The organism is Haloferax mediterranei ATCC 33500 (genome assembly GCF_000306765.2).
GTDB classification, from domain to species: Archaea; Halobacteriota; Halobacteria; order Halobacteriales; family Haloferacaceae; genus Haloferax; species Haloferax mediterranei.
Genome location: NC_017943.1, coordinates 1 through 12,330 on the forward strand (window position 1 = coordinate 1; position 12,330 = coordinate 12,330).

The 12,330-nt window shown below is 55.8% G+C and carries 10 protein-coding genes; 8 read left to right on the forward strand and 2 right to left on the reverse strand.

Going from position 1 to position 12,330, the window contains the following annotated elements:
• Positions 1-1,233 (forward strand): Cdc6/Cdc18 family protein, encoded by a 1,233-nt coding sequence (locus HFX_RS15475; protein ID WP_004056442.1) that lies wholly within the window; start codon positions 1-3, stop codon positions 1,231-1,233.
• A gap of 581 nt (positions 1,234-1,814) precedes the next feature.
• On the opposite strand, the gene HFX_RS15480 is transcribed toward HFX_RS15475, so the two are convergent.
• A complete protein-coding gene (locus HFX_RS15480; protein ID WP_004056441.1) occupies positions 1,815-2,201 on the reverse strand; it encodes a hypothetical protein in 387 nt (128 codons plus the stop codon).
• Positions 2,198-3,061 carry a ParA family protein gene (locus HFX_RS15485; RefSeq protein WP_004056440.1) on the reverse strand — a complete coding sequence of 288 codons (864 nt, stop codon included), beginning with the start codon at positions 3,059-3,061 and terminating at the stop codon, positions 2,198-2,200. The genes HFX_RS15480 and HFX_RS15485 overlap by 4 nt, the downstream gene beginning before the upstream one ends.
• A gap of 768 nt (positions 3,062-3,829) precedes the next feature.
• On the opposite strand from HFX_RS15485, the gene HFX_RS15490 reads away from it, so the two are divergent.
• The 7 genes from HFX_RS15490 (at position 3,830) to HFX_RS15520 (ending at position 12,206) form a co-directional block, all read left to right on the forward strand.
• Positions 3,830-4,525: a hypothetical protein gene (locus HFX_RS15490; RefSeq protein ID WP_004056439.1), complete on the forward strand. Its 696-nt coding sequence runs from the start codon at positions 3,830-3,832 to the stop codon at positions 4,523-4,525.
• 137 nt (positions 4,526-4,662) lie between these two features.
• Positions 4,663-6,465: a spermidine synthase gene (locus HFX_RS15495; RefSeq protein WP_004056438.1), complete on the forward strand. Its 1,803-nt coding sequence runs from the start codon at positions 4,663-4,665 to the stop codon at positions 6,463-6,465.
• A 2-nt stretch (positions 6,466-6,467) separates the two neighbouring features.
• Positions 6,468-7,088: a DUF2617 family protein gene (locus HFX_RS15500; protein ID WP_004056437.1), complete on the forward strand. Its 621-nt coding sequence runs from the start codon at positions 6,468-6,470 to the stop codon at positions 7,086-7,088.
• Positions 7,085-8,038, forward strand: coding sequence for a hypothetical protein (locus HFX_RS15505; RefSeq protein ID WP_004056436.1), 954 nt, complete (start codon positions 7,085-7,087; stop codon positions 8,036-8,038). The genes HFX_RS15500 and HFX_RS15505 overlap by 4 nt, the downstream gene beginning before the upstream one ends.
• Before the next feature lie 213 nt (positions 8,039-8,251).
• A complete protein-coding gene (locus HFX_RS15510) occupies positions 8,252-10,558 on the forward strand; it encodes a pentapeptide repeat-containing protein (protein WP_004056435.1) in 2,307 nt (768 codons plus the stop codon).
• Between the two features lie 111 nt (positions 10,559-10,669).
• Complete coding sequence (locus HFX_RS15515) at positions 10,670-11,386, forward strand: helix-turn-helix domain-containing protein (RefSeq protein ID WP_004056434.1); 717 nt, start codon at positions 10,670-10,672, stop codon at positions 11,384-11,386.
• A 64-nt stretch (positions 11,387-11,450) separates the two neighbouring features.
• Positions 11,451-12,206, forward strand: coding sequence for an aspartate/glutamate racemase family protein (locus HFX_RS15520; protein ID WP_004056433.1), 756 nt, complete (start codon positions 11,451-11,453; stop codon positions 12,204-12,206).
• Positions 12,207-12,330 lie beyond the last annotated feature (124 nt).

The window sequence follows — 12,330 nt, forward strand, 5'->3', positions numbered from 1 at the left end:
ATGACATCTGACGACGCTGGCGGGGGTGGTCGTGACCCCCTCTTTCGCTACGACCAACCTATCTTCGCGAACGAGGATATTCTTAAAATTTCACATCTACCTGGTCCCGACAAGATTGTCGGTCGTGATGAGCATATGTCGAAGGTTGCTCAGGCGCTCAATCCTGCCATCTTTGGTCGGGAACCGACCCATCTGTTTATCTTTGGAAAAACTGGCTCCGGAAAGACACTCACTGCCCGACTCGTGAGCGAGCGACTCCAGAACGAGGCGACCCGCGAAAACGTCGAAGTGAAGATTGCGGTTATCGACTGTGGTGAGCAACACACCGAGGCGTCAGTCATCAAAACACTCGCCTCGCAGGTCAACAACCCATCAAAAAGCGGAATGACGATTCCCGAACGCGGACTTTCGACGGGTGATTACTACAACCGTCTGTGGCAGGTTCTCGACACCTGTTCCGACGTTACTATCGTCATCCTCGACGAGATTGACATGCTTCGCGACGACGAAGTCCTCCGTAAACTCTCGCGCGCAGGGGAGAATCAGAAAATCGTCGACTCACGGATCGGTATCATCGGTATCTCGAACAAGATTGACTATCCCGAAGAGCTAACAGAGCGCGTCAAATCGAGCTTTGCCCACGACGAACTCGTCTTCCCATCGTACGACGCGAACCAGCTCCGGGAAATCCTCGAGAACCGGAAGGACGCGTTCAAACCTGACGTCCTCACCGACGACGTAATTCCGCTCGCAAGCGCGCTCGCAGCACAAGAACACGGTGACGCCCGGAAAGCGATTGACATCCTCCGAAATGCCGGGCGAATTGCTCGCAACGAGAGCGCCGAATCGGTCACCGACGACCACGTCCGAGCAGCGAAAGAAAAGAGTGAGGCTGACCGATTTAGCGAACTCCTCGAAGGAACTGCTACGCAGTCGAAGGCTGTCCTCTACTCGCTCGTCCTCCAGACTGGCGGCCGGAAGACCGCTGAAATCACGACGAACAAAATTTACCGACAGTACCTCACTGTTGCAGACGATCTCGATATGGACCAACTCTCGGAGCGGCGCGTCCAGGAACTCCTCCAGGAACTCGACTTCCTCAACGTCATCCAGTCAGAGGTTCGAGGTCGCGGCCGTGGCCAAGGGGTTCACGGAACTCATCGACTTCTTGAAGATCCGGACATTGTTAGACGAGTGTTACTCCGAGACAGCCGAATCTCTACACTTGAGTGAGTTCCCTGTGATGTTCTACGGCGTCGTTGCTAATTGATTCGAATTGGATTTCCGTACAGGTGTATGGTCTGCCACGGTGTGCTGCTGCGGTCACATTCTACGGACCACTGACTTTTCTTCTCGAACCTTTTCTATAGCTCACATACTCCAAACAATCGGGATGATTCAAATAATCTAGATTTTCTAATCAACAATTTAAATTCTCTAAATAATTTAGGAATTTTAAATAATCTGTACTATTGATTCAGACCACCGACGTGAGCGAGGATTCAGCTTGGATTGTGTATGTCCACATTGGTTCGGTTTCTACGGCTTGAGGAAAAATCCCGATTGTCTAAAAAATCCAAATTATCTGAATATTCTGGATAATCTGAGGGTTCTGAAGTATTCAAATCATTTCCGAAATCTGGAACTCTTCCCCAATTTACTTTACCGACACTACTTCGAGTATCTGGACTACGCTGACACTCTGAGTTACGCACCTACTGCTAGTTCCCTGCACTATCTGGACTATACAGCGATACGTAACCTCTTTCTTACTCCCGTTGTTTAGAACATCCACATACTGTGGATTATTTCAATTATTCTTCTCTGACACCACGTTGATCAAGCACTTGTTCAACAATTAGCTCTGGATGATCGGCAACCACTGAAAGTGCGGCGTTGTGGAGTTCGCTCTTTTTGATGTTCTTCAAGCCGTGGTCCCGCGTAAGTTCGCGCTCCACATCGTAGGTAATGATATCGTCAAAATCCGTAGCGACCGCTTCGAGCACGTAGAGTGCCTTGTGAACCGTTTCGTCGAACTCGAAAGCCGGGTTATCCCGCGGGTCTGCCGGTTCGTCGGTTACATCTGCTTCTTCTGCGTCGGCCGTCGCGGGTTCAGATTCCGCCTCCGCTTCTGTCTCTCCCTCTACCTCGTCTTCACCGCCCATTGCGGCGTCGAGGTCTCCGAACGGGTCGTCGCTCATCGGTTGACCTCCCCGTTTTCGATGATTTGGGCGAGTTCGTCGTAGCACTCGAGTTGGTCACACGAACTGTCGTAGTCTCGGAGGGGCATGTGGTCGCGAATCGAGGCGTCGATGGCCGACCGGTGGCGGATTCCGGGCTTCGGAAGGTCGTCGTCCCACGAGCCGTTGTCGATCGCTTCGAAGAACGACGGGTCCGTGTACGCGAAGTTCGGGAGCTTCGATGCGATGTTTGGTTTGGAAACGAGTGCTTCGATGAGTCGTCGAGTCGGTCGGTCGTGGTCGATTCGGTCGCGAAGGTCGGTCGGGACGACCGCGAGAATTTCGAGGTCGAAGTGCTCCCGTGCGGGCTGAATCAGACGCTTTACCGTCTTTTCGAGACCCGAAAGCGCCCCAGATTCTGGGCGCATCGGCAACACAAGATTTTGTGTCGCGTATAGGGCGTTGTCGTTGAGTTTCCCTCGTGCAGCAGGGCAATCCACGACGACGTAATCGTACTCGTCACCGAGAAGCGGGTCGACCACGCGCTGTTTGAGGCGCGCAGACCCCATCATTACGCCACCGAGGTCGGACTCGACTTGTTCGATACGGTCGTTCGACGGGAGGAGGTCGATTTCGAAACCGGTCTCCAAAATGAGTTCCCGTGGTTCGGTGTCTGCATCGTCCAGAAGTACATCCCCGAGATGTGCCTCCGAATAGAACTCCTCGCCGAACCCGAGCCCAGTCGTTGCGTGACCGTTCGGGTCCAAGTCGACGAGCAGTACGTTGCTTCCTCGGTGGGCAAGTTCGCGTGCGAGGTTGATGGAGGTCGTCGATTTGCCGATACCGCCTTTGAGTAGACAGACACTGACTGCGCGTGACATGGTGGTACAGGGTATCCGTATAATCGAGATATTCGGCGTTCCTGAAATAATTATGGTTATCTTGGCTCTTTGAGTATCCTAGATTATCTGGACAATCTGAATTATCTACTTAATCTAGGTGTTCTGTGTATCTTTGCAGCCTCTACCTACTCTGTATTTCACAGAACCAATCGAATCCCAGATGCTCAACCATCCTGAATAATTTAAATAATTTAACCAATTTGGCTAATCTGAACAATTTGTATGTTTCTTGACTGTGGGTAGTTGGGTCGTCTTACACCTTGTCACTACGTCTTTGACTGAAGATGTTATCCCTGATGTTATGATGTCTACAAGCTGAAATAACCATATAGCGCTCATCTTGAGCATTCTGTGGAGTGTAACCATCCAAAATTGAACAAGAAGAAATCGGATTAGACAGGACCGTGTGAGTCGTCGTGAGGTCAATCGCGATGTTCTGACCTGCACTCAAACGTGAGTTGCGCGAACCCACAGTGCAGCAATTGAGTCGTGAAGATAGAACACTCACGCTCTGTATAACCTATTACACCCAATTATCTACCTTATCCAAATTGTCTTGATTATCTGAATTTTCTAAACGTTTTGAATGTTCTGTATGTTCTGGATACTCTGCCTATCCCGACTTATTCAAATGAGCTTTCTAATCCCGTGCCATGCTGAGAGAGTAGACCGAGAGTATGATAGCGATATATCGAACCACAAGACTGTTATGCCCGTTATTTGATTGAAACAGACGAGTAATATCCTATGCGTCGCCGCAAGTTCCTCTACGCATCCGGTCTCGGGGCACTCGGTGCCCTGAGTGGGTGTCTCGGTAGTCAGTCCCCTCCACCCCGAAAGTCGAACGTCGTCACGGACTTCCAGATGAGTGATGGCTCACTTGTTATCGACCTTGCCGACAAGACGTGGGTAATGTCTCGATACGCACCGACTCAGCAATCGATTTCGGGCGTGAGTCCGATTGGCGTCGCCAGCGCGAAAGGAAAAGGCGGTGGCGGCGGACGAGGTGCCACCGGACGCGGCTCGGGCGGATACTCGTCCGCGCCGAAAACGAAGCACGGTCACGCTTGGTTCCACGGCGGAGACTACGCCGACGACTGGTACGAAGACAACGCTGATGAAGTGTCCCGGTACAGCGTCGGCATCGCTACCCTCGGTATTGCCTATCTCGGCTCGACGGACTCGATGAAAGACGACGCGCCGGATTCCGGTCCAGTTCCGTGGGACAAAGAGTTCAAGAACCCCGACGATACCGTCACGTACGACCTGACGAACCAAAGCGAGTTCCGCCGCGATGGGTGGTACCGCGTCGGTGCGCACGTCGTCGGTTCAGACGTCAACCACGACTTCCGATGGGAGTGCTATGACCTCGAAGTCGACAACGGCGTCAGCGACCAACAGTTCAATATCGAGGAGCAGTGGAAAGTCTCACCGCGTATCTGAGCACGCTCATTGCCCTCGATCGGTCGCGTCTGGCCATCTCACTCCGCCCCGGTCGCTCGCGCCCCCATAGTCACAACTGACACGTCTTTCAAGATTAACAGCCCTCCAAGGTCTTTCAAGATTAACGGCCCTCCAAGATGTCCAACTCACGAACTGACACCGGAACGCTCCTTGCGCTCACATTCGTCGTTTCATTCTGTAGCTTCGCCTACGAGTTCGTCTACTCCGAACTCTTGACAGTGATGTACGGCGGAACCGTGACGCAGTACGTCATCACGGTTGGCTTGTATTTCTTCAGCCTCGGTATCGGCGCAGCGCTCTCCGACGACCTCGATGCCGCAGACCTCGGCGGGAACTTCTTCCGAACGGAGGTGTTTCTCGCCGCCGCCGCACCCGCAGGTTTCCTGCTCATCGTCGGTCTCAATAGCGTCAGAATCCCGCAGTCGGTTCCGCCTGAACTCATCTGGACAGTCGCCCGTCTTCCCGTCGTCGTCGTCGGGTTCCTCTCGGGATTCGAGCTGCCGCTTTTGACTCACATGGTCGACGAACTCGAAGACGGGGAGACAGCGATGCCGGTGTGGATTCAAAATGCCTGCAACCGAGTTCACAATACCGTCGTCAAGGGTCTCGGGACCGTCTGGTCCGTCGAGCGAACCGATGGGCGGCGGAGTGGACTATCGGTCGTGCTGGCGATGGACTACGTCGGCGGACTCGTCGGAGCTGTCATCTACGCTCGTGTCCTCTATCCCGGTCTCGGGCTCATCCCGACGATATTCGTGTTGGCCCTGCTGAACGGGGTTGCCGCACTCGTGTTTGTCACCTACTTCGGGGATTGGTCTCGGTGGCCAGTCACTGATAAGTGGTCTTGGCGGTCAGTCAATGAGAACTCGCAGTCGTCTACCCGCGCCCTCTCTGTTGGCCACGTCTCGAAGACGCTCCTCGTCGTCTGTCTCGTGCTAACCGCGTCATACGCGGGCGTGGTCGCGAAACACGAAACTGCGGACGAGCAACTGTCGCAACTCTACTTGGAACAACAGACCGAGAACAAGTATCCACCGGGTGCGATGCGTGCAAACGTCGTCTCGCAGGGGACGACCACGTACCAGCACGTTATCCGATACAATCGCACCTGGACCGGGACCGGTCCGAATCCACACTTCACCGGGAAGACTGAGCAGTGTCTTCGCTTAGGCTCAGCAATACAACTGTGTGAAAGCTGGGCGGACAGCTATCATCAGGGTCTCGTCGATGTACCTATGTCGTTGGTTGAACCCGGCCCGGAGACGAAGGTTCTCGTCGTCGGTGGCGGGGACTGGATTGCTATCGACCACCTCCGGAAGTACAACGTCACCGTTGACCACGTCGACCTTGATGGAGAGTTCATGCAGCAGACGAAGACTGACCCGTTCTTCCGGAAGTGGCACGACGACGCCTACGAATACGACCGGTTGAACACGACGACGGCGGACGGATATCGATACCTCCAAGAGTCGAACGAGACGTACGACCTCGTTCTTCTCGATATCCCCGGAGCGACCGACGACGACCTGCTCACGCTCTATTCGGCGGAGTTCTACAGTTCGATTCGAAACCACCTCTCTGATGAGGGCGTCGTCGTGACGTGGGGCTACTCTCCCGACGGGTATCCGCAGCATCACAAAGCCTTCATCAACACGGTCGGTGCCGCCGGATTCACGAACCAGCTTTCGTACTGGGTTCGAGAAGACATCGATTCGGACGGGCAATCCGAACGCATCGAGCAGTTCTACGTGTTCGCTCCGGGCGACCGCCAATCACTGACCGGCGACGGTGAAACAGCCTACGTCCGGAAGCATCGCGAGCAGTACCGCACTATCGAGTGGCACGCAGTCCCCCGCTACCGCGGTGTGCGAGTGAATTCCATCTTCCATCCGAACTACGACATCCTCATCGACACCTAATCATGCCCTCTCCAACACCCCCCGAATCACCGACAGTACCGCACTCCTCTGAGACACCGACAGCACCGCACTCCTCTGAGACACCGACAGCACCGCACTCCTCCGAGACACCGACAGCACTGTACTTCGGCTATACCACCGAGGTTCCAAATCTGGCGTCTGTCGAAATCAAGACAGTCCATCCGGAGACGTTGCTGGACTCACCCGCGGTGTTCACCGTTATCGGTGAGTCTCATTACGTCGGTCTCCCGGCGTTGGACTTCCACGAACTGTGTTCGTGCAAGCCGCTCCCGTCGGAACAGACCCACGAAACACCATTAGCCGTCGGTGCCGAACACGAATTCCACTTCGAAAGCAACCGCCTCGACGCGCAAACGACGGTCGAAGGGAAGTCACTTGACGCATTCCCCGGCCCTGACGACGCGACGGTTGCCTACCGGTTCGGTCCCGATGCGTGGACTACAATTCACGTTGCTTCGTCCGGAGACGGCTACGAGACGTACCACACCTATCCGGAGTACGACCTCGCACTGTACACGGAGACGAACCTTACACCGACCTCCTCTGGCGTAGCCGGACCCGCTACCGAAACCACGAACCAGACCACGAAACCACAACGATGACGAACGACACTAACACCACCTACGACGGAGACGTTACGCTCAACGGCTCGGAACAACCCCCGGTCGAACTCCGAGACCCGGCTGACGTGTTTATCTCCACCGAGAGTATCACTGGCGACCTCACCGTACAGAACGCGGAATACGTCTTCACGCACACGCCCGTGAGCAGCGCCCAAACTGTCTCAGATGCTGAAACCGAAATTAGCGGCACGCTCGAAGACGGCTACGTTCAATCAGTCGACGGCGACGTGCTTCTTACTGATGCGGAAGACGTGTTTATCGCGACCGATGCCGTCGATGGCGCGGTTTCCGCACCCGGGGCTGAGAACGTCTATTCCGACGATGTGCCGCTCGCAGCAGATGCAGACGCATACGATGTCTCTACGTTTGGATGGGAGCAGTCGGGAACCACGACTGACCCGGAAACCGGCGTCTACGCGGTGGGGATGACCCACGATATCGAGGCCAAAAAGGTCCGACGTGACATCGAATTATACCTCGTCGGTCACGGACACGACGTTTGTGTCGACGGAAAAGGAGCCACTATCACCGTCCACTTCGTCGGCTACGACAACACCGTCCACGTCGGGCCGTACCTCGCTTCGACCGTCGAAACCGACACCGGATTCGACAACGAAGTCGACGCCAAACCGTATCCGGCCGAAGACCTCATCGAGATGTCGCGGCGTGAAGCCTACTCGAACGCCGGGTTCGGCCGTCGAAAAGTGACGTTTCAGGTCCCGAACGAGGGAGACGATTGGTGTCCGAACTGCGGAGAGGCCGCAGAGGCCATTATCGAACGACACCAGATGGAGGCGTTCTTCCTCTTTGGCTACCCCATCTGGACCTACGACCGAAGCACCAATCCCGCGCGTGAGTGCGAACACTGTTCGCCAAACGCGATTCACGCGGAACTCTCGGAGCGGGAACGACGAACCATCTTCGACTGACAGTCGTCCGAAGATATATATTACATTCCCTGAAAATGAACGAAGTACGACTCCCGAATCAACGCCCGAGTGCACTCTCACGAGACCATCCGAGCGCACCTTCACGAGACCATCCGAGCGCACCTTCACGAGACCAACACCCAAGCGCACTCTCACGAGATTTCGATAGGAACCTTTCCACCCATGTCGAGAAATGAATCTACCCCCGCTTTGATGTCTTCCTCTACGTGTCGATACACGTTCGACCCATCGATACAGACGGACGCACACCTACAAACGACGTGGGAATGTCCACACGAAGCCCACTCCGAAAGTGAGTACTGTGTGTTCCACATGAGCCGAGACGAACGTACGACACTCGATGTCTCCGGGGACGACATTGTCGAGGAACTCCGTGCCAATCTCCAATCCCCGGATACCCGCGTCAACGAGTACGTCGGCGCGGACCTTCCGCACCTCTCGCTGACCTATCAGGATATCAACGGAGCGACCAACCACGTGCTGAACTTTCAGCACGCGAATATCGAGGGGCTGGACCTCACACACGGCAAACTCGAACAGGGGTTGATTCTCCGGGAAGCGACTATCGGTCGACTCAAACTCAAAGAGGCCGTCCTCACGGGAACGGTCGATGCACAACACCTGACGGTCCGTGACGAGGTGACGACCAACGAAGCGACCTTCGAGCAGGAAGTCTGGTTCGATAACGCGGTCTTTCACGGAGACGTTCACTGCGACGAAACGACGTTCTTGGCCGACACAAGCTTCGCTGACACAACATTCCACGGGGCCGCGAACTTTCGAAATATCCAGACGAGCGGGAGCAGCCACGTGTTAGACGACCATATCACGTTCGCCGATGCGACGTTCCGCGACGACGCGAGTTTCCGACAGGCGACGTTCGACTACGTCACGTTCGAACGAGCGCAGTTTACGGCCGGCTCCGATTTCGAGCACGTCAGGTTCGACGGCGACGCCCGATTCGACGACGCGACGTTTCAGGAGATGGCCGACTTCGACGAAGCGCGGTTCGACGACGACGTGAGTTTCGCCCACGTTCGGTTCATGCAGTTGGCCGAATTTCGAGGTGTCGAGTTCAACGGCGGTAGTCGGACGACACACGACGACGTGACGTTCGAAGGAGCGACGTTCGAGGGTGAAGCCGACTACAAACTCGCTCACTTCCGCTTTTCGGACTTTAAAGACGCGGTGTTCAAAGGAGCGGTCAACTTCGACCGTGCGACGTTCACCGCGCGCACCGATTGCCACCGCTTGCAGGTTTCCGGCGAACTCGATCTCTCGTTTTCGACGTTCCACGGCGGTGCTAACTTCGACGACAGCACGTTCCAAGACGACATCATCGCCGACGGGACAACATTTGGCGGGGATGCCTCGTTCGAGAACGTTGCGTTCGAAACCCGAGCGCGATTCAAGGAGGCGAGATTTGAAGAGGACGTAAGCTTCCGAAGCACGGCGTTCCACGGGCCAGCGGAGTTCCGAGGGGCGCTGTTCGAAGGCGAGATGCAACATCTCGAAGCGAACGCCTCTTTCAACGAAGCCGTCTTCGAGGATGTCGCCGAGTTCGAAGCCGCGAACTTTACGACCGCATCGTTCTGGGAGACGACGTTCCACGAACAGTCGAACTTCCGCAGTTCGGTGTTTCACGGAACTGCACGATTCCGAGTCCGTAACGGCGAGCGCGACACGTACCTCGACTTTACCGACGCGACAATCTGCGGTGGCACGATTTCGCAGGTTTCCGGTGAGGCGACGCCGTACGACTTCACTCGTGCGACCATCGGCGACCTCCAACTCGAAGGCGACGGGAACGAACACGAACTGCTCGACCACTTCCGTTTCTGTCTCACCGAGTTCGATTGTTTCGACTTCAGCGACCACCACGGCTATCTCGAACGGAACGACTGGACGATTCACGATTTCGTCGGTAACACCGCCACCGGCCAGTTTGCCGTCGAGATGGACCACGAAATCATCGAGGAGACCTACAGGAAAGCACAGGACAGCGCGGATGCGGTCGGTGACACGCCCGCGAGTCGAGAGTTCGAATTCAAGCGCTACTACTACAATCGAAAGAAGAACTTCGACATCATCATCAACGAGTATTCGCTGAACGTGTGGGCACGCGGCAAGAAGGTCGCGAGCGTGGGTCTCAATCTCCTGATGCAGGTGACGTGTGGCTACGGGAATCGGCTTCCACGAATCGCCGCGTTCACGTTCTTCCTCCCGGCGCTATTCGGGTTGTTCTACGCCGCCGGCGGCCCGTTCCTGACGCAAGCAGGGAGCGTCTTCGACCCGACTGCAGTCGATAAGACCGCGCTCGAAGTCCTCTTCGACAACGTCTACTACAGTTACATCAGCTTCAGTACGGTCGGGTACGGCGACATCAACCCGCTCGGACCGGGCGCACGAGTCCTCGCCGCGAGTCAGGGGATGTTGAACGGGTTGTTCTTCACCCTGCTCACGTTCACGCTGTTCAAGCGGGTGCTCGGCGGGAACTAATAACGAACGGCACGGTTCGTTTTTTGGGCCGACGAAATCGACGGACGCTGACCTCATTCTCATCGCTCCGCGAACGCTATATTTTCCTGGTAGGCATGTGTTCACTACTCAATGGCCGAACCGAAACACGAGAAAGAACTCCTTCACCTCTCGCTCGAAGTATGGCACCCCGACTGTTGGGGTATCGTCTCCACGGCCGAAGCAGGCAGTGGTCTCATCGGCCACGGTGCGGCAGTCGAGGGTGACTCGGCGTACGAACGCTGTACGATTTACGGGGACTCACGCGAGCACGTCACGCAAGCAATCGAAGTCGCACACGAGATTTCGTTTATCAACCATATCGAACCGATTGGTGGGGCCGCAAGCGAGGGTGCTCTTCCGTCTGCAATCGGACGTGCCACACAGGACGTCTTTATCGAGTACGTCGCAAACGAGGGTATCGGGTCCGCGTTCTTGACCCGCGGCGTGCTCGTCGATAGTTCGTATCGAATCGAGGACGGGGTCGAAACCTGGAATCTCCTCGCGCATACGACTCGGTCGTCACTCGGCCGACTGCTCGACGAAATCCGAGAGGAGCGCAACGCCGATATCTCGCTCACAAAAATCTCGCCGGCATCAGAGCCGATGCAACCACCGGACCCGGGGGAGACGGAACTGCTCACCCCGCGACAACGCGAGGCGGTGAATTTGGCTCGGGAACGTGGCTACTACAATTGGCCGCGAGAAATCACGGCGCGCGAGTTGGCCAGCGAACTCGATGTCTCGAAGACGACGTTTCTCGAACACTTGCGGAAGGCGGAAGCGAAACTGATGGGGAATCGAGAGTGATAGCAAATCAGCACCCTCCCATGGGAGGACACCTCTGATATGCCGACAAACCCTCCTGAATTGTATGTCTGGTCTCCACCGCGATGAACCACGGACAATCGGCATCCTTGGCGGGATGAGTAGCCAATCGACGGTCGAATACTACCGACTCATCGACGACACAATCAACGACATTCATGGCGGACACTACACCGGAGACATCGTGATTCGAAGCGTCAACTTCGCCGATATCGAGGGTTTCATTCAGGCGGAACGGTGGGACGAGGCCGGAGCGTATCTCGCCGAGGCCGCACACGACCTCGAAGCAGGCGGTGCCGACTTTGTCCTTCTGGCAACCAACACGATGCACAAAGTCGCGCCCTCCATTGTCGACGCCCTCTCTGTTCCGCTCGTCCACATCGTCGACGTCGCCGCGGACGCCATCCGCGCCGCCGGTATCGACACCGTCGGCGTCCTCGGAACTCAAGCGACGATGCAGGGGGATTTCTACCGTGACCGATTCGCCGACCACGGTATCGACATCGTCGTCCCCGACCGACAGCACCGTCCGGAAGTGGACCGAATCATCTTCGAGGAGTTGACCAAAGGCGAGATTCGAGACGAGTCCCGAGATTACTATCTCGAAGTTATCGACAACCTCGTTGCGCAGGGTGCCGAGGGAATCGTACTCGGTTGCACGGAAATCGAACTGCTCGTCGACCAATCGGACAGGCCGGAAACGCCGCTGTTCGACACGACCGCCCTTCACGTTGAGCGTGCCGTCGAGTACAGTCTGAGCGCCGACGCCGAAGTGAGGTCAGTGAGCGGAAACTGCTTCTGATAGGATTTCAAACGGTTACTCCAATATCCCTGACTTACTTCGCTGATATCGTCTCTCCTCTCAATTTTCCCTTGGCCGACTCTAATAATAGTCTTGTAAACACACACATAGGGCCGATTTTTGG

What these genes read in the sequence shown, in the direction of transcription:
- HFX_RS15495 (WP_004056438.1), top strand. Translation starts at nt 4,663, where the DNA reads ATGTCCAACTCACGAACTGACACCGGAACGCTCCTTGCGCTCACATTC.
- HFX_RS15515 (WP_004056434.1), top strand. Translation starts at nt 10,670, where the DNA reads ATGGCCGAACCGAAACACGAGAAAGAACTCCTTCACCTCTCGCTCGAA.
- HFX_RS15490 (WP_004056439.1), top strand. Translation starts at nt 3,830, where the DNA reads ATGCGTCGCCGCAAGTTCCTCTACGCATCCGGTCTCGGGGCACTCGGT.
- HFX_RS15480 (WP_004056441.1), bottom strand. Translation starts at nt 2,201, where the DNA reads ATGAGCGACGACCCGTTCGGAGACCTCGACGCCGCAATGGGCGGTGAA.
- HFX_RS15505 (WP_004056436.1), top strand. Translation starts at nt 7,085, where the DNA reads ATGACGAACGACACTAACACCACCTACGACGGAGACGTTACGCTCAAC.
- HFX_RS15475 (WP_004056442.1), top strand. Translation starts at nt 1, where the DNA reads ATGACATCTGACGACGCTGGCGGGGGTGGTCGTGACCCCCTCTTTCGC.
- HFX_RS15520 (WP_004056433.1), top strand. Translation starts at nt 11,451, where the DNA reads ATGTCTGGTCTCCACCGCGATGAACCACGGACAATCGGCATCCTTGGC.
- HFX_RS15510 (WP_004056435.1), top strand. Translation starts at nt 8,252, where the DNA reads ATGTCTTCCTCTACGTGTCGATACACGTTCGACCCATCGATACAGACG.
- HFX_RS15500 (WP_004056437.1), top strand. Translation starts at nt 6,468, where the DNA reads ATGCCCTCTCCAACACCCCCCGAATCACCGACAGTACCGCACTCCTCT.
- HFX_RS15485 (WP_004056440.1), bottom strand. Translation starts at nt 3,061, where the DNA reads ATGTCACGCGCAGTCAGTGTCTGTCTACTCAAAGGCGGTATCGGCAAA.